Origin of the sequence: Pseudomonas sp. MWU12-2029 (genome assembly GCF_023242425.1) — a bacterium.
Classification (GTDB): domain Bacteria; phylum Pseudomonadota; class Gammaproteobacteria; order Pseudomonadales; family Pseudomonadaceae; genus Aquipseudomonas; species Aquipseudomonas kribbensis.
Genome location: NZ_JALJDY010000004.1, coordinates 200,605 through 224,466, shown reverse-complemented (window position 1 = coordinate 224,466; position 23,862 = coordinate 200,605). Strand labels below are relative to the sequence as shown.

Annotated in this window: 12 protein-coding genes; 7 read left to right on the top strand and 5 right to left on the bottom strand. The window is 59.5% G+C overall.

Annotation, left to right across the window (positions count from 1 at the left end; all coding sequences use genetic code 11):
- Positions 1-40: 40 nt before the first annotated feature.
- The 3 genes from M5B44_RS11465 to M5B44_RS11455 form a co-directional block, all read right to left on the bottom strand.
- Positions 41-2,791: an RHS repeat domain-containing protein gene (locus M5B44_RS11465; protein WP_248739219.1), complete on the bottom strand. Its 2,751-nt coding sequence runs from the start codon at positions 2,789-2,791 to the stop codon at positions 41-43.
- The gene (locus M5B44_RS11460) at positions 2,788-7,245 is read right to left on the bottom strand and encodes a SpvB/TcaC N-terminal domain-containing protein (protein WP_248739218.1); all 4,458 of its coding nucleotides are present in this window, start codon (positions 7,243-7,245) and stop codon (positions 2,788-2,790) included. The genes M5B44_RS11465 and M5B44_RS11460 overlap by 4 nt, the downstream gene beginning before the upstream one ends.
- A gap of 153 nt (positions 7,246-7,398) precedes the next feature.
- Positions 7,399-8,922 carry a fumarate hydratase gene (locus M5B44_RS11455; protein ID WP_007960181.1) on the bottom strand — a complete coding sequence of 508 codons (1,524 nt, stop codon included), beginning with the start codon at positions 8,920-8,922 and terminating at the stop codon, positions 7,399-7,401.
- 441 nt (positions 8,923-9,363) lie between these two features.
- Between M5B44_RS11455 and M5B44_RS11450 the strand changes: the two genes are divergently transcribed.
- The 3 genes from M5B44_RS11450 to M5B44_RS11440 are packed head-to-tail and all read left to right on the top strand — an operon-like array spanning position 9,364 to position 12,177.
- Positions 9,364-10,470: a sensor domain-containing diguanylate cyclase gene (locus M5B44_RS11450; RefSeq protein WP_134827912.1), complete on the top strand. Its 1,107-nt coding sequence runs from the start codon at positions 9,364-9,366 to the stop codon at positions 10,468-10,470.
- On the top strand, positions 10,463-11,398 hold the full coding sequence (locus tag M5B44_RS11445; RefSeq protein ID WP_248739217.1) for an iron-sulfur-binding ferredoxin reductase: 936 nt from the start codon (positions 10,463-10,465) through the stop codon (positions 11,396-11,398). The genes M5B44_RS11450 and M5B44_RS11445 overlap by 8 nt, the downstream gene beginning before the upstream one ends.
- A 29-nt stretch (positions 11,399-11,427) precedes the next feature.
- A complete protein-coding gene (locus tag M5B44_RS11440; protein WP_248739216.1) occupies positions 11,428-12,177 on the top strand; it encodes an enoyl-CoA hydratase-related protein in 750 nt (249 codons plus the stop codon).
- A gap of 55 nt (positions 12,178-12,232) precedes the next feature.
- Here the strand turns inward: M5B44_RS11440 and pyk are convergent, their stop codons facing one another.
- A complete protein-coding gene (gene pyk, locus M5B44_RS11435; RefSeq protein ID WP_085697206.1) occupies positions 12,233-13,684 on the bottom strand; it encodes a pyruvate kinase in 1,452 nt (483 codons plus the stop codon).
- A 171-nt stretch (positions 13,685-13,855) separates the two neighbouring features.
- Here pyk and M5B44_RS11430 point away from each other — a divergent pair, with 171 nt between their 5' ends.
- Together M5B44_RS11430 and M5B44_RS11425 are read left to right on the top strand one after the other, a co-directional pair.
- On the top strand, positions 13,856-14,239 hold the full coding sequence (locus M5B44_RS11430) for a tetratricopeptide repeat protein (protein WP_085709591.1): 384 nt from the start codon (positions 13,856-13,858) through the stop codon (positions 14,237-14,239).
- Between the two features lie 216 nt (positions 14,240-14,455).
- Positions 14,456-14,815 (top strand): PilZ domain-containing protein, encoded by a 360-nt coding sequence (locus tag M5B44_RS11425; RefSeq protein WP_119427833.1) that lies wholly within the window; start codon positions 14,456-14,458, stop codon positions 14,813-14,815.
- A gap of 46 nt (positions 14,816-14,861) precedes the next feature.
- Here M5B44_RS11425 and M5B44_RS11420 read toward each other — a convergent pair whose 3' ends face one another.
- Positions 14,862-15,266: a DUF6124 family protein gene (locus tag M5B44_RS11420; RefSeq protein WP_248739215.1), complete on the bottom strand. Its 405-nt coding sequence runs from the start codon at positions 15,264-15,266 to the stop codon at positions 14,862-14,864.
- Positions 15,267-15,750: 484 nt separating this feature from the next.
- On the opposite strand from M5B44_RS11420, the gene M5B44_RS11415 reads away from it, so the two are divergent.
- Together M5B44_RS11415 and M5B44_RS11410 are read left to right on the top strand one after the other, a co-directional pair.
- Positions 15,751-18,909, top strand: a complete 3,159-nt coding sequence (locus M5B44_RS11415) for a hypothetical protein (RefSeq protein WP_248739214.1) — start codon at positions 15,751-15,753, stop codon at positions 18,907-18,909.
- 230 nt (positions 18,910-19,139) lie between these two features.
- A complete protein-coding gene (locus tag M5B44_RS11410; RefSeq protein WP_248739213.1) occupies positions 19,140-23,822 on the top strand; it encodes a Tc toxin subunit A in 4,683 nt (1,560 codons plus the stop codon).
- The last annotated feature ends 40 nt before the right edge of the window (positions 23,823-23,862 follow it).

The following is a 23,862-nucleotide window of genomic DNA, read 5'->3' as shown; positions in this document are numbered from 1 at the left end:
GTTTCACCTTTACATGCCCGGTTTGATCACCTGTCGGTTGTTACTTGTTCCTCTGTTTGTATGCGGTCTGCCTGCCATAGGTTTTGAGCATTTGCTTTCTGTCATCGACAACGTACAAGGCTTTCTCAGTGAGTGCGTGCAGATTGTCGAGTCTGACTGTTCTGGCTTGTTGAGTGCCGACTCTCCCTTGCCCCAGATCGAGTAGATGATCAACATCCGAGTTGTAGAACTCGATGACCTTAAGCTCGCTGAAGGCTATTTGGCCGGCATTGGATACTCTGACAATTTTCTCACGCAGTGCGTCGAGTGCGTTCAGGTGGGCTTCGATCTCTTGTGAAAACATGCCTTCCTCGGCCCTGATTCCCTGTTCTGCCACTTTCGCGAGTTCTATCAACTCTCCGACTCCGTAGAGTTGTGATCCCCCGGTGGCGGAGATGGCATTGACCGAGGCTTCGATGGCGTCCTTTGGCTCAAAAGATCTGACGTGCATGAAAGCATCGAGGGGACCACTTTCCACGCCCCTCGCCTGTTGCGAGATTGATTCAGCCGATATATCGATTTTGCGGGGTATCAGAGGGTTGGAAACGTCCTGAAAGTTTGAAAAGGCCATATCGACCAGTTCAGCGGAACGTTCAGCGGTGAAGTTGCCGATGGTCAGACCCTTGAGTTCACCTATCATAGATGAATAAGGATCTCCTCCGGCTAATGTTTCCACCGCACTGAAAAGATCGTTTGTGGAGAACCAACTGGCAAGGACCTTCGCGACTTGTACGACAAATTTTGCAGTTATGACGGTACGGAACCGACTCCGACTCGAAAGGTTGTCAATCTGTCGTTCGAGAATATCCATTTGCCTGTTGGCTGCACTCAGGAAGTTCACCGAGTAGTCAGCCTGCCTTTTCAGCTCGGCAGGCGTCCTGGTCTGCCCGTTAGTGTCGACGTATGTCATCGGGTTGTTCCCGACAAACACATACCGATTCAATCCGTCCGCATCCTCCACCGGGTCGGCGCTCACCCAGCGACACAACCACGGCGCGTAATACCGCGCTCCGTAGTAATAGAGCCCGGTGACATCCATTTCCTTGCCCGAATAGCGGATGAATTTGTAGTCCGCTTCGATCTGCGAGCGGGCAGCCATCGTCGCGGTGTTGCCAAAGGCGTAGTAGCTTTCGCGGCTGATCACCTGCGCCCGTTGATCAATCTGCGTCACGCTCGATCCCAAGTGGTCGGAATGGGAATAACACACCTGATCAGCATCGATACCGGGTGGTTTTCCCGCGACCCAGTGCAGACACATCACCTCGCCGACACCGGTGGCGACGGTGATCCGGTGTAACTCTTCTCCGCTGCTTTTGGTGCGGACTTCCAGACTCCCCACGTAATGCACTTCAGCGATATGGCTGACTGTGCTGGCGTGGGTTTCATTGCGTTTGTAGACCCTTGCGCCCTGACTGTAGTGATACCGCTCCTGGTCGGGCGGACCGCTGGCATGATCCACGAAGATCAGCGACTCCAGGTGATTGCGGCTGGTCCAGTTCATCGGCTGGCCGGGTTGCAGGGCCAGCAAATTACCGGCGCGGTCGAACAGGGCGCTGAAGTCAGGTGCCGGGTCCCCCGCTTTCCAGCGCACACCTCGATTGCTGGCAGGGTCGATGAACATCTCGCGGGTGTAGGTGTTGCCGTCGCGTACGTGGGTCAGTTTTTTCAGGTTGTTGCCGTCGTCGTATTCGAAAGACTCGACATAGTTGCGTCGGTCTTTGGGATCGGTGGGTTGCGGCCGCCCGGGGTTATCCGTGGGCGGGGCGTCGCTGTAACCGGTGGCGCGGGTCAGGCGGTACACCGAGTCATAGCCAAATGTGCGTTCACCGTCGACCCGCTGGTTGCGGAAAAACGTCGGCGTGTAGGTGTGATCGATGATGCGGGTGACGTTTCCTGCGGCGTCATATTCATACTCGAAATCCTGAATCGCCGGCTCCGAAGCCTTTTGCGCGTACTGTCGAAGCAGACGTCCGTCGGCCTCGCGGTAATGCCAGTGGCTGGTCACGCCATTGCCGAGGCGCTGTTCGGTGATCTGGCCGGCGGCGTTGTAATCTGCGCCGTTCAAAATCGGCTGCACACTTTGCCCGCTGAGTTGCAGTTGCACCTGAGCAAGCTGCCCGGCGATGTCGAAGGTTGAATGTTGGATATGCCCGCCGGCGTCGGTGGCTTGCAGCAGTGCACCGATGGCGCTGAAACGCTGACGGCCGGCGCAGATCTTGCCATCCTCGAAGGTGCGGATTTCTTGCGTTGACTGGTCACGCATGTTGAAGCTGTTGAATTGCACCGTACCCGATGGATCGCTCAGCGCCGTCATTTGTCCGCGCAGGTTGTGCGTCGGATCGGCCGAAGCCGTTTCATAGCTGAACGTTTCGAAGCCGGTTACCCCGTTTTCTGTGACGCTGCGCAGACGCAGTTGCGGGTCATAGCTCATCTCCCGGTGATTGCCGTTCGTATCCCAGCCTTGCAAAAGCTCACCGGCCAATCCTGGCAGGGCAGTATTTTCGCCACCGTCGACATTGCGGGTCTTGAGCGCCGTGCCGTCCAGTCTGTGCAAGGTCGTTGTATTGGGCGTTGCCAGACGCGGATCCCGCTGTGCGATCAGATGGCCGGCAGCGTCATGTTGCAGTCGGCTGATGAGCGCTCGCACGGCTTCCCCGGCCACCGTGCGCAGGTATTCGATTTGTCTGACGGCTTCGCCGCGAGGGCCGATTACCGACATCACGGGCGTGAGATGGTGCACGCTGGCGTTCATGACTTGACCTGTTTTGCGGGTTTTGCAGGCGCCGGTCTTTTTGCAGGCCTGGCCAGTGGCGGTTCTTGCGTATCGTTGTAGTCGTAGTTGAGAGTGAACCACGGATTCAGGAGGACGTATGCCAGATGGCCAAGGGCATTGATCGTCTTGATCGGCCGGCCCAGGGCGTCGTAGAACATCCGGTCGTGGTAGCCGTGCTTGCGCAAGGCGCTGTCATTGATGCAGCGATGGGTGTTGAGGAAATAAGAGCGGTAGATCCGAATGGTTTCACCCTTGTGGTTGTATTCCACACGACCCTGGACTCGCCAGCGTTGAATGGCCGGCGATTCGATCGGCTTGCCGTCGGTGCCGATTGCGAGATTGTCCTCGAGGGTGGCTACAAACGCATCGCCCGGCGGGACAAGCTGTTTGCTTTGCAGCTCGCGACCGAAGCCGTCGATATAGCTGATCTTCATCTGAATTTGTTGCAGCGGGTCGGTGTGATAGCGGTCAGCAACCAGGCTCAGGCTGTGCACCGGTTGTCTGAGGCCGGTGCGGATGATCTTGAGCAGAGCCTGCTCGCTGGCCGTGCGTTTTTTGCGTTGGTTCAGCCAGCGCAGCGCCGATGCGCGTATGCGGCCATCGGGCAGGATCAGGCCCTTGGAAATCCATTCCTTTTTTTTGCGCGACAGCGTTTTGCGCGGGAGTGTCGGCATCCAGCTGAACAGCTCGGTGCGTACCACGCTGGCGGCGGGTGCCAGCACGGTTTTCGGATTGGCCAGGGCAAACTCGACACTCGTATCAGACTGCGGCGGGTAAGCGGACAAAGGCGCGAATCCCGCCGGCAATCCATCTTCGCTGCCATGAAAGCTGTGCACCATGGGCTGACCGCCTGCGTCGTAGAGAACCTCCTGAATGTTCTCGTTGGGGTCGGTGACACTGAACGGCTGCAGGGTGTGCATGTCGTAGGTCACTGACGTCACACAGCCGTCCGGCAGGGTGATGGCAATGGTCAGCAGGTGGTCTGCATCCCAGGTGATGTGCGTCACACCGTGGCTTGCGGTCTGTTGCACCTCGGTGACGCGGTAAAAACCGCTGGCACTGGCGTAGGTGAAAAAGCCGCTTTGCGCTGACCACAGGTTTTGCAGCAGATCCTGTGCAGGGTCCTCCGGGAAGAACAGCTTCATGGGTGTGTAGCCGATCTTTGTCAGCTCGTCCCGGATGACTATCGGGACGTCGTCGTAGGCCTCAAGGGCCTTTTTGTCGAACACGGCCTGCTCGGTCGGCCCGGCCAGCGGCGGGTAGAGCATTTTGCCGGCGGATTCCAGATACGTGTGTTGCGAGAGTGAGGTCAGTTCCCGCGCGGCTTTCCATTCAGCGCTGTCTTTATGCTGCTCGAAATTTTCGAAACTGATATCCGCCGCTCGCAGCCCGCCCGGCAATGCGCCCTTGGGCAGTCTCATTGCGTTGCTGCGCTGGCGCCAGGGCAAGCCGAGCAGCCAGTGGCCGTCAGTGATCAGGTGAATGAAGGCGGCGAGTGATTCCGTCAGATAAAAGTACTGTTGTTGCTCATCGTGACTGTCCACCCAGGCCCGAAGCTGGTCTTCTCGGTCGAAGGGCGGCTTGTCCGTCCCGGTGCGACGGCGAGCACACGCTACCGTGAAACCGTGAATCAATTGGCCGTACTCGTCCCACGCCAGGTTGACCCTGTGCTGACAGTTCGGATCGTCCATGAAGCGTTCATATTGGTGGCTGCGGGTTTCCTGTTCGAACACCAGCAAACTGGACGGGTTGCCCTTGGTCACCCGCACCCGATAGCGAAATTCGCTCAGGGAGAACAAGCGTTCCGGGGCGGGATCATCCGCCTGACAGACCTCGATGCGCAGCGGACGACCGGCCAGGGCGTAGGCGATTTCGCGATTGTCGTCGGCCTTGCGCCGCTTGCGAATACTCTCCTTGCAGCGTTTGGAATCGAACGTTGAAGTGACGGTGGAACCCAGCGGCGTGATTTCTTTGTCGAGTGTGCAGATACCTTTCAGGACGGGGTCAGTGCATTGGCCGGTATGAAACCAGTGCGTCACCTTAATCGGCGCCGTATGGCCTTCTTCGGCCTTGCCAGGTTCCAGTTCACTGTCGATTTGACAGACCCGACCGAAGCCACGGAACTCACGTTCGAAACCGTCGTAGTAACCGTCCTGATAGTCGAATGACTGCTTCAAGCGGTTGCCGGTTATTTCATCGAGTTGCTCCAGCCAATGGAGCACCATCTGAGGAAACGGCAACTCGCTGACCGGATGCCTGTCAGCCATCAACTCCCGGTGTTTCTCATCCAGCCAGAATTGCGCACTGCTGCGATGTTGCAGTGTGGCGCTGTAGCCCATGTTGTTATTGCAGCCGGTGAGCAGGTACGGCCGTTTGCTGACGAAGTGATACACCCAGTGCTGCGGTGTCATGTGCGGCTTGGTGAACAGCAGGCTGGCGCAACCGATGCCTTGCAGGTCGGCGAAGGTCACCTGGCAGAGGTTGTCGTAGCGAATGCCGGTGGGCCATGGCACACGCTCGGGTGTCAAGACCAGGCCATTGCCACCCTGGTTGAACCAGATTTCGAAGTAATCCGAAGACAGGTAAATGAAGGCCGGGGCGCCGGAGCCGTCCAGATCGGCGATGCGCACCCGGTCCGCATCGAATTCGCCATGGTCGAACGGCAGGTCGCTCAGTTTGAAACCCTCTGCAAACCGACCATGTCCGAGGCTGGCCCAGCAGCGGATTTCATCGTGGCGGATCCGGCACAGCTCCATGCCACTGGCGCCCATACCGCTGAATGACACCAATTCGCTACGGGCGTTACTGAACAGCGGCAATCTGTCCGGGGCATGGGGCACATCCTGGCCGGGGGCGAATCCTTTCTCCCGCACATTGGCATACACCCGCACGCTGTTCGGGCCTATCAGGGCCATGGAATCCAGACCATCGCCACTCAGGTCCCCCAGTTGCGCCAGTTGATGGAAGAACTCCACAGGGAACTGGCTGAATGGTTTGAACAACGACCAGGTGCCATCCGGGTTGAGTGTGTAATACCCGCTGCCGCCGGATTGTGCGACAACCCAGTTCAGATGCCCGTCACCAGTGAGGTCGATCAGGATCACGACCACGGGCTTGCTGCTGTCGGCATTCGGGATCAGCGGCAGCAGTGTCCAGGGGCCGTAGACGATTTCGTCCGTACCGTGCGTGCCGCGCAAGGGCTCGCGGTAATACCAGGCGCCGTCGTACTGGCAGAGAAAGCCGGGCACGCCTTCGCCGTAAAGATCGACGCAATGGTAGGGCTGGCCGTCGTTGAGGCCGGGCATGTGATCGAGTGGCAGGAAGGGTTTGGGGGTGGTGTCGAGTATCAGCGCTTCATAAAAATATTCGAGGGGCGGCATGTGCTTGACGCGTCCTGTAGCGTCGTAACTCATGTAGTGCGCGGCTTTCAGGTGGTTGTACCGGTGCAGTGTGGGTTCGTGTTCCAGCAGCAGTCGATTGACCAGCACCGGCGTGGGGCCGGTGTGGTTGAACAACAGAAACTGCCGGCACAGGCGCCGGGTGCCGACTTCAAAACCATAACGATGCATACGAAACGGGTCGGAACGCACCGTCCAGGCATCCTCGTTGGCTGCATACGGTGGAACATCGTCATATCCGGCGACGCGTTCGCCGTAGTCAACGATCAGTCGGAACAGCCAGTCGAGTAATTCGGGTTGCGCGTGATCAAGGCAATACAAATCGGTACTGGCGTTTTTGTTGCAATAACAGATCTGGCGCAGGTAGCGTTGGGCGCTGTAGTCAAAACGGGCGTCAGCGGTTTTGTCGTCGGTCTTGTACTGGTAAAAGATGTTTTCGCCCACGGGGTTCCTGACTTCCACCAGCAACCACACTGCGATAAGGGTTGGGTCCGCCGGGTCATGGATGCAGGCATCCAGGGTGTTGCCGTAGCAATACTGAGAGCCATCGGCGCCAAAGACCACCCAGAACCCACGGCCGCCACCGGTGGGGGTCCAAAGCTCGTAGCGGGTGAAGGTCGTATCCAGGCGCGGAATGTAGAGCACCACGGAATAGGTTTTGGCGTTCCTGCCTTTACCGCGTGTACGCTTTTTGGCCTTGATCTTGCCGCGCGTCGTCAGCTCGGGACGCAGATCGGTGCCGTCGGCCTGCATGACATCGGCGGCTTCGTATTTCGGCACACCCTTGCTGGTCTTGCGCGAGATGGCGGGTAGCGGCAGATCCCAGCCAAGTCCGCACTTGCCGTTGCCCGCGTTGCTGTCGTAGACCAGCTGCAACTCGGGATTGAGCGTGCGCGCATTCAGGATCGGAAGAGGCAGGGTATAAGAGCGCTGCCCGGTCGCACCGATCTCCCCCCAACTGCGTCCATTCGTTGCAATGGACGCAGTCTTGGCAATGGAGGGAGGGGTGACGAGCGCATCTGCATCCGGGGTCATGGCGACGCAACCTGAAGATGTCGAGGTGTCACGCTAGCAGAGCGGCATGCGCCGGGCACCTGTCAGATCTGACAGGTGCCGACTGACGGCAGGCGAAAAAAAACCGGGTGGTCATCGCTGACCGCCCGGTTTTTTCACAAGCAGCTGAAGCGCTTACTGCACTTCTACCGCCAGGCTTTCGCTGATCTTCTGTTGCCAGATCGCAGGACCGGTGATGTGCACCGATTCACCTTTGCTGTCCACCGCGACGGTGACCGGCATGTCCTTGACCTCGAACTCGTAGATCGCTTCCATGCCCAGCTCGGCAAACGCCAGGACCTTGGACTTCTTGATCGCTTGCGCCACCAGGTAAGCGGCACCGCCGACGGCCATCAGGTACACAGCCTTGTTGTCCTTGATCGCGTCGATGGCGGTCGGGCCGCGCTCGGACTTGCCGATCATGCCCAGCAGGCCAGTCTGCTCGAGGATCTGACGGGTGAACTTGTCCATCCGCGTGGCGGTGGTCGGGCCAGCCGGGCCAACCACTTCGTCACCGACCGGATCAACCGGGCCGACGTAGTAGATGAAGCGGCCTTTGAGGTCCACCGGCAGGGTTTCGCCCTTGTTCAGCATCTCGACCATGCGCTTGTGCGCGGCGTCGCGACCGGTGAGCATCTTGCCGTTTAGCAGGACGGTTTCGCCCGGTTTCCAGCTCTGCACGTCTTCCGGGGTCAGGGTGTCGAGGTTGACGCGACGGGCCGACGGACCGGCTTCCCAGACGATTTCCGGGTAGGCGTCCAGCGGTGGCGCTTCCAGCGAGGCCGGGCCGGAACCGTCGAGCACGAAGTGCGCGTGACGGGTGGCGGCGCAGTTCGGGATCATGCACACCGGCAGGGACGCTGCGTGGGTCGGGTAATCCATGATCTTCACGTCGAGCACGGTGGTCAGGCCACCGAGGCCCTGGGCGCCGATGCCCAGCTGGTTGACCTTCTCGAACAGCTCCAGACGCATTTCTTCGATACGGTTCTGCGGGCCACGGGCCTTGAGCTCGTGAATGTCGATGGACTCCATCAACACTTCTTTCGCCATGACGGCGGCTTTCTCGGCGGTGCCGCCGATGCCGATGCCCAGCATGCCCGGCGGGCACCAGCCGGCGCCCATCGTCGGAACGGTCTTCAGCACCCAGTCGACGATCGAGTCGGACGGGTTGAGCATGGCCATTTTCGACTTGTTCTCGGAACCGCCGCCCTTGGCCGCCACGTCCACTTCCACGGTGTTGCCCGGGACGATGGAGTAATGGATGACCGCCGGGGTGTTGTCCTTGGTGTTTTTACGAGCACCCGCCGGGTCGGCGAGGATCGAGGCACGCAGGACGTTTTCCGGCAGGTTGTAGGCGCGGCGCACGCCTTCGTTGATCATGTCGTCCAGGCTCATGGTCGCGCCATCCCAACGCACGTCCATGCCCACACGCACGAACACGGTCACGATGCCGGTGTCCTGGCAGATCGGCCGGTGGCCGGTGGCGCACATGCGCGAGTTGATCAGGATCTGCGCCATCGAGTCACGGGCCGCTGGCGATTCTTCGCGCAGGTAGGCTTCGTGCATCGCCTGGATGAAGTCCACGGGGTGGTAGTAGGAAATGAATTGCAGGGCGTCGGCAACGCTCTGAATCAGGTCGTCTTGCTTGATCACGGTCATGAGTCGCGCTCCTCTAAAAGACGGGAACATTCAATAAGGTGCCTGCGGCTTGGGTGCATCGGTCGGTCGCAGACACCTTTCAAGGCACGCCGGGGCTGCTGGCGCGACGCTAAAAAGGCGCGGCAGTATACCGCGCCTCCCCGGTGGTGACACGCGCCGGTAGTCATTCGTTGGTCGCATGGCGGGAGCCGGTTGTCGTGGTTTTCCCCACACGCGTCCGGCGCGCGGTTTCGGGGCAATGAAGGCCGACAAAAAATCACGCGTGGCCGGCGCTTTTGGCGGGCGCTCCGGGAACCCGGGAGGGGCGGGCTCAAGGGCTTTTTTGACGCCAATTATCCGGCCCGAAAATCAATGGTCATTTATCGACTGGGCCACTAAAGTGGCAGCCGGTCTGTAGAGTAGGACACTCGGTCAGCCTCTTATCGCACGGTGAGTCAACGATTGACCCATAACGCCATTCAACGTCTTTTGCTCAAACGCTTCGCCCTCGCTGCAGCCACCTACGGATTGGCCTTGCTGCTGCTGTGGCTGGCGTATTTCACCGGACACTACGAAGATTCGCTGGCAGGCGTCGCCGTCGGCAGCGCCCTGGTGGTCATCAGCCAGGCGACCCTGTTCGCGGTGTTTTTCTCGGGCGCCAACCTGCGCTTCTCCGACCCGAGCCTGACCGAGGCGCAAGTGCTGCTCGGCCTTGGCTGGCAGACGTGGCTGATCGCGCATCTGCAAGAAGCCCGGGGCGAGTTCCTGGTCTTCTATGTGCTGATCCTGCTGTTCGGCCTGTTTCATCTGTCGCGGCGGGCCTTCGTGCGCTGCGCGATGCTGGTGTTCTTCAGCTTCTGCGCCATCACGCTGTGGGACGGTTACCACTTCCGGCTGCACGATCCGGCACTGTCCGCGTTGCAGGCCTGCATCCTGCTGATCGTGCTGGCATGGCTGGTGATCTACGCACGCTTCGTCCAGACCTCGCGGCAACGCATGCGCCAGCGGCGGTTTGCCTTGCAGGCACATCAGGACACGTTGCGCGGGATGATGCGCCAGCTCGAAGATCTGGTGGCCACCGACGAACTGACCGGGCTGTTCAACCGCCGGCATTTCCTGCGCCTGGCCACCCGCGAATTGAACGCGATGGAGGCGGACGTGGTGCATGGTCTGGCCCTGATCGATCTCGACCACTTCAAACGTATCAACGACCTGCACGGCCATGCTGCCGGCGATCAGGTGTTGCAGGCGTTCGCCGGCGTGGCCGGAGCCTGTCTGCGCGACGGCGACGTGCTGGCGCGTTATGGTGGTGAGGAATTCGTGGTGCTGCTGCCCGACTGCAACGCGGAACGCCTGACCGCTTGTTGCGAACGGCTGCGCATCGCCTTTACCGACGTCGAACTGGTGGGCCTGAATGTGAAAAACCTGAGCCTGTCTGCCGGCATGACCCTGCTGGAACTGGGCGATGATCTGGACGACGCCTTGCAGCGCGCCGATCAGGCGCTGTACCGGGCCAAGCGTGACGGGCGCAACCGTTGCGCCGCCGCGTGGGAGAACGTCGATGCCTGAACTACGGGTCGGTGAACGACAGTGGTCGGTGGCAGCGGGCAGCAACCTGCTCGATGCCCTCAATCAAAACGGTGTGGCGGTGCCTTACAGCTGCCGCGCCGGCAGTTGCCATGCCTGCCTGGTGCAATGCGTGCAAGGCGTGCCCGCCGACAGCCGCCCGGATGCCCTGAGCGCCGAGCAGCGTGATCAGGGCTGGCGGCTGGCCTGTCAGTGTCAGGTGGTCGAAGACTTGCAGGTGCACACCTTCGATCCCGTCACCGACGGTCGCCCGGCCACGGTGGAGGCGCTGGACTGGCTCGGCGACAGCGTATTGCGCCTGCGCCTGACACCCCAGCGACCGCTGCGCTACAGCGCCGGCCAGCATCTGGTGCTGTGGGCCGGTCACATTGCGCGGCCGTATTCGTTGGCCAGCCTTCCCGAAGAAGATCGCTTTCTTGAGTTCCACCTGGATTGCCGCCAGCCCGGCGAATTCAGTGATGCAGCCCGGCGCTTGCAGATCGGCGACCCGATCCGCCTCGGTGAGCTGCGCGGCGGTGCGCTGCATTACGACCCGGACTGGCACGACCGGCCGCTGTGGCTGCTCGCCGCCGGCACCGGCCTCGGCCCGTTGTTCGGGGTGTTGCGCGAAGCCTTGCGTCAGGATCATCGCGGCGCCATTCGCGTCATTCACCTGGCCCATGATGCCGACGGGCATTACCTGGCCAAACCCCTTGAAGCACTGGCCGCACAGCGGGAAAACCTCAGCGTCGAACTGTGGACGGCGGCCGAGTTGCCGGGCGCTTTGGCGCAACTGCGCCTTGTCTCTCGGCAAACCCTGGCTTTAGTCTGCGGTTCGACTGCCAGCGTGGACGCGTTTGCCAAGCGTCTGTTCCTGGCCGGACTGCCGCGCAATCAACTGCTGGCCGATGTCTTCCTGAGCCGTGGTTGAGCGCTGACCTTTCAGACGCGAGACCTGCCATGCCCGAAGCCATCCTGCTGCACCGCGAACGCGGTTTGCTGACCCTGCGCCTCAACCGCCCGGACAAGAAAAACGCCCTGACCCGCGCCATGTACAGCCAGTTGGCCGAAGCGCTCAAGCAAGCCAATCACGATCCCGAAATCAACGCCGTGCTGATCACCGGCAGCGCCGAGTGCTTCACCGCCGGCAACGACATCGCCGACTTCATCCAGCAACCGCCGAGCGATCTCGACAGCCCGGTGTTTCACTTCATGCTCGAACTCCTAGACTGCCGCAAACCGGTGGTCGCCGCCGTGGCCGGGGCGGCGGTGGGGATCGGCACGACGCTGCTGTTGCATTGCGATCTGGTGTACGTGGCGCGGGATGCGCGGTTGCGCATGCCGTTCGTCAATCTCGGGTTGTGCCCGGAGTTCGGTTCGAGCCTGATCCTGCCGCGCTTGCTCGGGCAGGCCAAGGCATCGGAGCTGTTGTTGCTGGGTGAAGGCTTCACCGGTGAGCAAGCGGCGCAATGGGGAATCGCCACCGAGGCGCTGGGCAGTGGCGAAGCCGCGTTGGCCAGGGCGCGGGAGATGGCGTTGAGGTTTGACGAGTTGCCGGCTGAGGCGGTACGGATCAGCAAACAGTTGATGCGGGCGCCAGATCGCGAGTTGATCCGCAAGGTGATCGAGGAGGAGGGCGCGCTGTTTACCCAGCGGCTGAGGTCGCCGGAGGCGTTGGCGGCGTTGACCGGGTTCATCAAACGCCACTAACGAAAAAGCCCCGCCATTCACATGGCGGGGCTTTTCATTTACAGCAACCGGTCACTCAGACCTGCGGGTCGCCCACGTGCAGGATCTTCATGCCGTTGGTGCCGCCGGTGGTGTGGTAGCTGTCGCCCTTGGTCAGGATGACCCAGTCGCCTTTCTCCACCACGCCGCGCTTGACCAGCTCGTCGATGGCTTTCTGGCTGACTTCGTTCGGGGCCAGCGAAGCCGGGTCGAACGGCACGGTGTACACGCCACGGAACATCGCCGCGCGGGCCTGGGCTTCGCGGTGCGGGGTGAAGCAGTAGATCGGCACCGACGAACGGATACGCGACATGATCAGCGGGGTGTAGCCGCTTTCGGTCAGCGCGATGATCGCCTTGACGCCCGGGAAGTGGTTGGCGGTGTACATGGTCGCCAGCGCAATGCTCTCGTCGCAGCGCTCGAATTCCTTGCCGATGCGGTGACTGGAGGTCTTGCTGGTCGGATGCTTTTCAGCGCCGACGCAGATGCGCGCCATCGCCTGCACGGCTTCCAGCGGATACGCGCCGGCAGCGGATTCGGCCGAGAGCATCACGGCGTCGGTGTAGTCGAGCACGGCGTTGGCCACGTCGGACACTTCGGCGCGGGTCGGCATCGGGTTCTGGATCATCGACTCCATCATCTGGGTCGCCACGATCACCGCCTTGTTGTGGCGGCGTGCGTGCAGAATGATTTTCTTCTGGATGCCCACCAGTTCGGCGTCGCCGATTTCCACGCCCAGGTCGCCACGGGCAACCATGACGGCGTCGGAAGCCTTGATCAGACCGTCGAGGGTTTCGTCGTCGGCCACGGCTTCGGCGCGTTCGATCTTCGCCACCAGCCAGGCAGTGCCGCCGGCTTCGTCGCGCAGTTGACGGGCGTAGTTCATGTCGGCGGCGTCACGCGGGAAGGACACGGCGAGGTAGTCGACTTCCATTTCAGCGGCGAGCTTGATGTCGGCCTTGTCTTTCTCGGTCAGGGCCGGAGCGGTCAGGCCGCCACCGCGACGGTTGATGCCTTTGTGGTCGGACAGCGGACCGCCGATGGTCACCACGCAGTTCAGCTCGGTGGCGGTGGCGGTTTCAACGCGCATTACCACGCGGCCGTCGTCGAGCAGCAGCTCGTCGCCCACGCCGCAGTCCTTGACCAGGTCCGGGTAGTCGATGCCGACCACTTGCTGGTTGCCTTCGGTCAGCGGATGGCTGGTGGAGAAGGTGAACTTGTCACCGATCTTCAGCTCGATGCGCTTGTTGGCGAATTTGGCGATACGGATTTTCGGGCCTTGCAGGTCACCCAGCAGGGCGACGAAGCGGCCGTGCTTGGCAGCCAGGTCACGCACCAGCTTCGCGCGAGCCTTGTGCTCGTCGGGGGTGCCGTGGGAGAAGTTCAGACGGGCGACGTCCAGGCCAGCCAGAATCAGCTGTTCGAGAACTTCCGGCGAGTTACTGGCCGGGCCAAGGGTAGCGACGATTTTGGTACGACGGACGGACATGCAAAGACTCCTCAGGTTCAAGCGCCAGCGAAGGCTACTATGCTCGAAGGGTGTAGTCATTGTTCGTTTGCACTACTTACGATTTTCTTTTTTGAACGCGACAATCGGCGCAAACGGCTCTGAAGATTTCTCACAATGGGTCGATACAGAGCACAAGACAGGAGAACCCCCATGCGATTGTTGCCCATTGCCGCCCTTGCCCTCAGCGTCCTCGCCGCTTCGGGCTGCACCCGTTGGTCGATGAACCATCATCTGAACAACGCCTACAGCGCCTATGACCGGGGCAATTGCGAGCAGGTGATGCTCGAACTGTCCAAGGTCGAACGCGCCAGCCGCGCCCGCCCTTACGTGTGGCCGGAAGTGTCGATGATGCGCGGTCAGTGCCTGGAACGGCAAAAAATGTTTGTCGACGCGGCGCAGACCTATCAGTTCATCATCGCCTCGTACCCCAACAGCGAATACGCCTACCGCGCCCGCGCGCGTCTGGAAACCCTGCAGAGCCTGGGCCACTACCCGACCCGCAGTGCCGCCGTGGTGCCACCCGCCCGCTTCTGATGGCGGTTGTCATACAAAAGCTGGCCGGCTGTACAAGGTGAGCTATAGTCGAATGACACCGGTGCAGATGCATACTGTACCGGCGCAACACCTGCGACCGGCATGAGCAGTACGTAGCGAGCGCCACACCGGAAGCGGGGAGAGCGGGCCTGTCGGGCAGGTTCGTTCCGAAGCACAGTGCGGCCCGTTTGCCGGGCCCTGCATGGCGATACGCTCATGTTTACCGACCGTCGAATCGAACGGCACCAGTTGCCGTATTTTCTGCGAGTGTTCAACAGCGTCACCGACAAACCCATCGGTTTTCTGGGCAACGTCTCCGAAGACGGGCTGATGCTCATCAGCCAGTTGCCGATGATGATCGGGGCCGAATTCAAACTGCGTCTGAAGATCCCCGTGGGCGATGGCTGCCAGCAGGTGATCGACCTCAGCGCCTGCTGTTTGTGGTGCCATGAAGACGCCACGCCCCGGCATTACGACGCCGGCTTCAGCCTGTTCCGCACACCGCCGGAATACGGGCAGCTGGTCGAGGCGTTGAAGCAGTACTTCAGTTTTCAGCCGTTGCCGGCTTCGGCCTGACAAAACCAAAGGGTCATGACCTGCCGCAGGTCATGACCCTTTTTCGTTACGCGCCTATCGCAATCGCCCGCTCGTTATCCAGCGTCTTTTCCGCCAGCAACAACCCCATCTCGCTCAACTGATAGATCGCCATCGCCAGGTGTCGCGGCTTGTCGTCCAGGCTGTCGGCCAGGTCCAGCAACAGAATGCTCACCGAAGAAAAGGTTTCGTAGGTCTGGATGGCGATCGCCTCGGAATCGATCTCGGGATCGACCTTGAACATCTGCATGCCGCGATCCACGGAGTTGCGCGGTTTTTCGGCCTTGGGATTGAGGTAGAAGTCGAGGGCCTTGTGGGCCGCGTCGTGGAGTTTCTTTGAATCGATTGAAGCGTAGGGGGAGACCGGATCGGGTTGATCGGTCGGGTCCTTTGGATCGGTGTCCGAAGGGGGATTTGGAACTGGCTTCTTCATCTATTTCGTACTCGTCGTTATGGCCACCATTGGCTCGCGACTAAACGAGAAAAGGGTGGCGGCTGTAAGCAGGTTAGTCGACCGGGAGTACGTACCGGTGCGCCCGAGGGCGCCCTGCGAACAGCCACCATCGAGTGCGGGGATAGGGAATACCCGACTGGATGACGCTTATGCGCAACGTACTAAAGACCCCGGGCGACTAAACCCGGCCGCTGATTGCAGCGACGGGGATCAAGTTACGGGCCAACGCCAAGGCGCACAAGCCGGCGGATTCTGAGGGATTTGTAGGCAATGGCACAAGGCGTCGTAGCCCGTTGTTACGACTTGCAGAACGCTGCCGGAGCGGGCTGTGGGAAGAGTTACCGCTTGTCGGGACTGTCAGATTTTACAGGTGTCGGAAGTGGCTGGTTCTGGTGCTCAATGGTTCAAGTCCGCTGGTATCGATGCCGGATGAGTATCAGGAAATTGTTTCGAGGAAGGCCGTATGGAAAAGCATGAAGGAAGTATCGGTGAAGATGGCGATCAGGTACCCAGTGACGGATCCTCAACTCAGGCCTCGATACCGGTCGGGTCTGAATTTGTAGAGTATGTCGTGCGTGCTGGTTTCAATGAACCTGGAAATTGGTTAGAGGCTAAGGTACAGGTAGCATTCCGTTCCGATGGATCTCAATGTACCTGCAAACTCATTGGATACAGAGCCAAGAATAATGGTAAAGGAAACGGGAAACTGTATTTAAGTTTCAACAGCCGCAATTCGTGGGTGCACCAAAGAGGCGACTGTGTGCAGGACGGCCAGTGGCATGCAATCAATGGCCAGGGGTCGATTTATTCAGAAAACAGACGTTTCAATCTCCTGTTGCGCTGTACGTATTACGTCAATGGCGCGGGTGATAAACCTTTTAGCGATGTCATCAATGAATACGCGTTCTCGCCCATACGACCCATCATTGACCCGACCAAGAACTTTACTGACTCATCCTTCAAAGTAACCGGCACTAAAGGGGTCCAGGCTTATTCTCTGCGCGTTTACAAAAGTTATGAAATGTCAACAAGTTTTGCCAGTATTGCAGCAAACGGAAAATGGTGGGCTGATATTCAAATTCCTTCTGGTGTAAATCAACTGAGTCTTGCTGCTGAGCATCTATATGGACAATGGGGATCCGGTAAGTCAGACAATCGTTACCTGTATCGGGCGGCTCTTACTTCACCGGCGGCAGGTACAGTAGTGCCTTTAAAAAATCTCGTCTTCGGTGGAATCGCTGCGCCCAATACTTCAGTGAAAGTTGTCCTGGGGGGCGTCGGAACTCCCCTGTCTGCCTCGGCCAATACAGGAGCAGGAAGCAGTTGGCAGGCATCTGTGCTGGCAAACCTGACTCTGGGCAGTGGCAATTTGTCGGTGACGGCTGAAATCGATGGCGCGCAGAATTACACCAATCATTACACCATTCAGATACTGGGTTATCCGGTTATTACCAACACCCCATTGACTGTACCGCTGGGCTTCACACTGACAGGCCGTAACCGTCTGCCCGGTGCCACTCTGACTGCCTACATAGGCCCCTCGAACACGCAAGTTGGAACAGCAGGGGCGGCGACAACGGATACGTTTTCCATCACGACAAACAATCTGGATCCGGGGGCTCACGCGCTCACGGTGGAGCAGTTCCATTCAGGCAAGGGGTCCGGGCGTAGCGCGGCCGTCACATTCAATGTCAAACCAGAGCCGCCTGTGGTTACTTCCACCATTACAGGTGAACGAGTCAAACTGCATGGCACCGGTTTCAGGGGCGGACAAGTCCATTTTCATCAGCCCGGGAACGCTAATACTCCTTTATTCAGTGTTGATATCAAGTCGGACGGCACATTTGAATACGATGTACCGCAGTCTCAGTTGCCGGGGGCTCTTCATTACTCCTGCCGGCAAAGTGTTACCGGCGTCGGGACGGCGCGTATTTACAGTGATGGGTGGGTTCAGCTACGTACCAACGTCCCTACACCAGTGCCAACACAACTGTCTAGCTCTCGAAACGGTCATAAACTGACGTTTTCGGGCCGTGGGCAGAACTGGGGCACGAGCCAGGTCGTGGTGGTCATTTACAATAACGGCGTGGACATGCGTCCCGGGGTGCCTGCCGGTACGGTCACCAACCAGACGTGGTCCACTGTTTCCACCACCGATTTCGCCCCGGGAAATTACAATCAACTGACCGCCAAAATGTTGGTCAATAATGAGTATTCGCAGTCTGCGCCGGTCCCTGCGGTAATCATCCCGTCGCCCCCGCCGTCACTCACCCCCATCACCGCACCTACCGACCAACGTCCGCGGATCAGCGGCACTATGTGGAGTGGCTCGAAGGTCGAGGTACAGATCAATGGAGGGCCAGCCAAAACCGCTACCACAACGGGTGCCAGTTTCTATCTGGACGCCACGTCTGATTGGGCACCTGCTACTTATACGGTCAGCGTGACAGCGGAATTCGGTGGGCAAAAGTCCACCCCGTCCACACAATCGCTCACCGTTCGCGCACCGCAGCCGAAAATCCTTACCACCGGAGCGGTTCCGCTCCAGGCAATCATCACCGGTGAAGGCTGGCCGGGTTGCCGGGTCAGGATCTTCACGACCATCGGCAATCAGGAGCTGGGCGCAGATAACGTGAAGTCCGACGGCAAGTTCGAGATCGCCCTGTTGAAACAGGCTGCGGGTGATCAGACCTTGTTTGCCGTGCAGTACCAGTTGGATAATCCCGCAAACGCATCGGTCGAGAGTGCTCGTGTTGCAGTGAAATTCGGCGTGCCGACGGCCGACATCACAGTTCCGCCCGAGGGCGGTCCGACGCCGCGAGTGTCGACGTTCAGCGGCACGACGACTGCACGCAGCGGTACCGTCGAGTTGTGGATTGGAGGCGCGCCGCTCCGCACCAATATTGCGATAACCAGCGGCATCTGGAGCGCGCCGGGTATCAATCTGGCCACAGGGCCTAAAGCAGTAAATGTTTATATTCGTGATGGTGGTGATCTCAGCGCCGCGACCATTCGCAACGTGAAAGTGGTGCCTGAGAAACTGAAGATCGATTCGCCTCTGACGAATCAGTACATCGGTCGTCAATTATGGATTTCCGGGGTCGGCGCATTCCCGGGCGATCAGGTTATCGTCAGGCGACTGCAGACATCGTTGGACTTTCCTCCCGTCACCGTGGATTCACGCGGTTACTGGACGACGAGTGTCCAGCACGATATGACCGCCAGCAGCAGAGTCGTTGCCATCGCGCGAGCCGGGGCCGGGCTGGATTCCGAAACGTCTGACCAGATCATTCCCAAGTTGCTGCATAAAGCCCCCCAAATCACACAGCCTCAGGCAGGCGACAGGGTCGGCACGAATCCGGTTTTCTCAGGGCTGGCCAGACCAGAAGCGACGGTGACCATTGCTCAATGGTTCAACAACACGAACGTACTGGCGACGGCCAAGGCCCGTGCAGATGGCTATTGGGAGGCGCAAAGCACTGTTACGTTGGCCGAGGGTGGGGGCTGGGTTCTGGTGCGCGATATGCTGAACGATCAGCCTTCGGAATGGCGCAGGAGCGAGCGTTTCGAGGTGCGGGCGATGACTGCTGCTCCCGCTCCGTCGTCGATTCAATACCCTTGAACCGACACGACTTCGGCTGAGCTTTTGACCGAAACCTTTCAGGCCCTCCCTTGAGGGCCTTTTTTATTCCAGCTCTCACATCGCGCATCAAAATCCCGACCAGTGGTCGAAAAACCTGTCAGATCTGACAGTAGCCCACTCATCCAAATCAGCGCTAAATCAACTTGAAGTCAACAAGGCCCGCTCACACGTCTTTGGCATTGGTTTTCCGTTCAATAGGAAGCGCCTGAATGAAAGCTACGCAAACGAGCCCCGTGCATCAACTGGTCAGAGCCGTGTTGGGCCAGGGCAAGAAACGTTTGTCTGTGCCGCGCAAGCTGGATCGTTACCTCGCGGAATTTTCCAGCGTATTCGACCTGATAAAGCACAGTCCGAGTGAGTTGCAGGCACTCGGTTTGACGCACGCGCAGGCTGAGACCCTGCTGCTGCGTGGCAGGGCATTGGCGCTGCAGATCACCCGGTTATACCGTCAGCAGGAACTGCGTGCGGCGCCGGGGCGCAGCAACAAAAAGGCGTTGGTGAGTTTGCCCACCTACGATCAATTGTTCACTCCCAATAATGACGGGGCGGCGCCAAAAGGCAGCCCGGAGCATCATGCCTCACCGGTCGCCTATCTGGTCAGCCTGCGCGAATTTGTCCGTGACGAAATCGAGAAGCACGCGGGCCCTGATGCCATTCCGTTGCAAGACCGACGCCCGGATGTCGATCAACTGTTGATTGATCCTGCGGCCATCAACGAAGAGAAGTCCCGGGTCGACATCCACAGTCGGATACTGGAGTCGGTGCTTTCGAAAACGCTGCCTCCCGAGTATTCAACGGTTCAGGAATTTCTGGGCTCGACACGTGTCCCCCTCAGCATGCCGTTCGAGACGGATGCTGTCGGCATCTGGCATGTGGTGGACCAGGTTGTGCCAAATGGCTCGTTGGGCGAAATCATTCGCAGGATGGACCGCGATTATCCGTATTTCATACGCCCGGGTGGCCGTGGCGCACGCGATCACGCAGCCTGGCAACTGACCTTGCCAATGGGGCGTGAAGCGATGGCGTTGCAGCTCGAGAGCTCGGTGTTTCCATTGAGTGCTGAACGGGCTCTTCTGTCCTTTGACAGGGTTGATCCACTGACAGGTTGCATCGATTCTGACCCGCAAAAAACCTCCACAGACTTTTATCGCGAGAACTATGGGCCGGCCATTTTCGACAATCAGGATCTTCGCCGGCTGGGGCTGTTCAAGATTGCGACCCGCCTCGTGCAGTCGGAGGTGGACGGCTTGCTGGCGTGGGATAAATTTACGCCCAAGCTGTCGCCCAACGTTCCTGCAATAGGCAATCCGGAGGAGCTGCTGACGGGGGAGGTTGCCGGGGCTCGTTACGTCAATGGCGCAGAGCAGCCGGCGATCGGGCTCGAAATCGGAGCGATCGATATCAAGCATTTGCTGACGAATATCGGTGAGTTTCCGACGGTCAAGCTTGAACACCGTGCCGAGCGCATTCACCGCAAGGTGCGTCTGGATAACATCCTGAAATTGCCAAGCCATGAGGTGGACAGGCTACTGGTGGCCGCAATGAGCGCCGAGCAGCGCGCAGGCGCCAGTACATCCCTCTGGATTCGCCCCACCACCCTGAGCTGCCTGGGCCTGTTCGTGGAACTGATCAACGTTCATGGCTGCACCGCCGAAGAGTGCGCGGGGCTGGTGGATGTGCTGTCGGTCCATGGTCAGAATGGATCAGCAGCATTCTTTGATCAGGTTTACAACGACCCTCTTCCAGTTGATGACCCGCTGCGCATCGATGGCAGCCCGTTGGCGATCATTCCGGTCACTGCAGCCGAGCAGCATAAGGTGCACCAGATTTGCACCGCGTTGCGTATCAATGGCGAAACCTGTCGCTACCTGAGCATCGTTATCGCCGAGGCCAAGGGCAAAACGACTTCCCTGGACTGCGATCTGCGTACGCTCTCGGCGTTGTGGCGGTTGGTACGGCTTGCCCGGCTGAGTGAGTTGACACCGATCGAGTACACCGCACTGGCGCAAACCCTCGGACTGAGCGTCCAGCTGGCGGCTGAGCCTGCAGTGTCCGAATCGGGGTCCACGGAAGGCGCGGATGTGCTGAGCGCCATCCATGGGTTGATCGAGTGCGCGCAATGGGCCAAGGCGTTCAATCTGCCGGTGCTGTGGTTGGTGCAACACCTCAATCCTGTCGTTGTCCCGACCGTGTGGACTGAAAGCCAGGAACAGTTTCTTCGGCAATTGGCCAGCCAGGTACCGTCGGTGCTGGTGCAAACGGCGACGTTGCTGGCAGCAGGCGCTCCGGTACGATTCCCGCATAGCGAACTGATCATCGACTGGTCGTCCTTGTTGAATTTGCTGGTGGACGAGCACGGGCTGGTGATCGGTGAGTACGACCAGACAGAAGAGCAATATCTGGCGTACGCCGAGGAGCAATGCGAAACCGTTGCATTGGTTGTTTATCAGGATTTGGTCGATCCGACGCTCGGAGCGAAAAGGCAAGCGTTGAAAGCGCTGCTGCTGTTGATTCTGCTGCGTTGCCGCGACGAGCAGCGCACGATGGTTGAAGAGAACCTTGCGGTCTATCTGCGGATCGATTCATTGCTGACCCGTCAGGTTCTCGCTTGGGCGCAGGGGCATCCCTACAGATTCCTGGCACAGGCACTGAGCATGCCTGCAGAGCGCAAGCGTTGGGCGTTGAAGAAAGCGCTGGAGGAGCCGGATCAGTTTCTGCGATTGTTCGCCGAGGTCGAGCGTCGAGCCCGGATTGCCAGCACGCTCAACGTGAGCCCGACACTGCTGGAGATGCTCCAGGCAAACGAAAACTATCAGTGGTTCAGTCTTGGTGACCGCTACGAAATCTCGATCAATACCCTTTACTACCTGGCGATGTTCGGCCGAGTGGTGGAGCAGGCCCGGGAGCCGGAAGAGAAGATTCTCGACTATTTCCTTCAGGTCAACCTTCTTGAGCCCGATCTGAGCGAGGATGCGCGTCGGCTGGTGCGCGATGCGGCGGCTGACAAACTCGCCCGATTCTTTGGCTGCGGCATCAAGCATGTGCTGACAGTCGTCAGCCATTTGAAGGGTGAAGCTCAGGACAGCGACGCACTTCCGCTGCTACAGACTCTGCAAGAGCTTGATGTACTGCGACGCACACTTGAGCTGGCAGCCAAAGGGCTGGATGCCGAAGCCGTCGTCAGTCTTGGCAACCTGAATCCACTGGATACCCAGGCGCAATACGCCAAGGCTGCGCGCAGTTCGCTGGAAAGTTACGATCGTTTCGTCAATTTGCAGACGCTACCGGAGTCGGCCGAGGCAGGTCAGAGCTATACCACCCTGTGCACAGTCGACAACCGCTACCTGATCGCGAACGTGGATCAGGAAGTTTCGGAGTTTCTGCTCCAGTTGAAGGATTTTTTCGGTGTTCCCCTCAAGGGGGTGCCAATTCAGTTCAAAACCGATATCGGTGTCGTGCTCACTCCCGAAGTCAGGACCGATAACCAGGGGCGTGCGGTGGCGCGCCTGCAGGCTGGCAAAACAATGGGGGCCGCCCATCTCAGCTACAACCTGCTGCTCAGCGACCCTGCCTACGGTCCGACGGTAACCATAGGGCCTGATATGGAGTCCCTGAGGCCCGAGCCCGAGTTGAGCTCGAGACTCAAAACCATCCCGCCGCTTCTGGCAGGCAGGCAAGAAGAAGTCATGTTGTTCACTGAGGTACTCGACAAGTATGGCAATCGCCCCGCCAGATTTCCGCTGGAGTGGCGAACAACGCTTGGCGAGATACGGCCGCGCCAGACTGTCACCGACAAGGATGGCAAAAGCTTCGTGTGGGTATCCAGCCTTTCGGCAGGCTCCGCCCGGTATATGGTCGGGCCTGTCGATCGCTCCCATACCATGACTTTCGCCGATTCGCTGCTGTTCAAGGATTCGCCGCGGATCTCCGCTGAGCCTTACGTTACCGAAGTAGCAAGGGTGGGCGTTCCATTGCCGGTGAGCTGCAAGGTCGTCGGGCTCGATGGGTTGCCTTCCGAGGGGCAGGTGGTTTCGTGGAGGACGGAGCCTGCCACGACAACAAAAGATGAAACCACCGATGCATCAGGAATCGCTACGTTCTCTGTACCCAACCCTGCGGCCGGCCCTCTGGCGATTTTCGCCAGGTTGGGCAGCGACGCCGAGGTCCGGCTCACAGTCGAGGTAATCGACACCGCCCAGATCGTGCTTTACCTGGCTAATCCTCCAATGGCGGTGATCGGTGCGCGTCCGACTTTATTGTGGGTGGATGTGGCGGATAAGCCCGGTGCAGATGGCAAGCCCATCGGGCTCTATCCGGTCGTCTGGAAAGTCGAATCGGTTCCTCCTGTCACCGATATCGTCCTGTCGGATGAGCAAGGTCGTTCCGTCTATCCGTTCGAGACATCAACGGTCGGCACGTACACGGTGACCGCAACCCTGCAACACCATCCGACGCAAGTGCACAGCTTTACGGTTGAAGCCATCAAGGCGTTCGGATGGAGCGTCGTTCTGTTCACGCTGACACCTGACGGTGACGAGTTGAACCGTGAGCCGATTCTTCCGGCAGGCCCTGGGCGACTCGATTTGTTCAGAGGCACGCGCTATCGCATCGAGATCCAGCCGAGTGATCCTGCCTCCCTCAAAGACAGCCGCGGCGCTGCGGGGTGGAGTTCCCAGTACTCCACGAAAGCACTGGCCCTGGACTTCCAGCCGCCCATGGCCGAGTCGTTCACCTATGGCGACACCCCTCACGTCATACAGCTCAGGACAGGAGACGTGCGCAACGGTGACTTCGAGATCAGTGTGCATGCCGACAAGTTGCCGCAGGCCTTGGTGATTCCAGGAAGTCTGCGCAAACGACCGCTGGTACGACGCCGTTCAAATAAATCCTGAGATGACCCACTGCCCAAGGCTACCTGCGGTCGGATTCCCA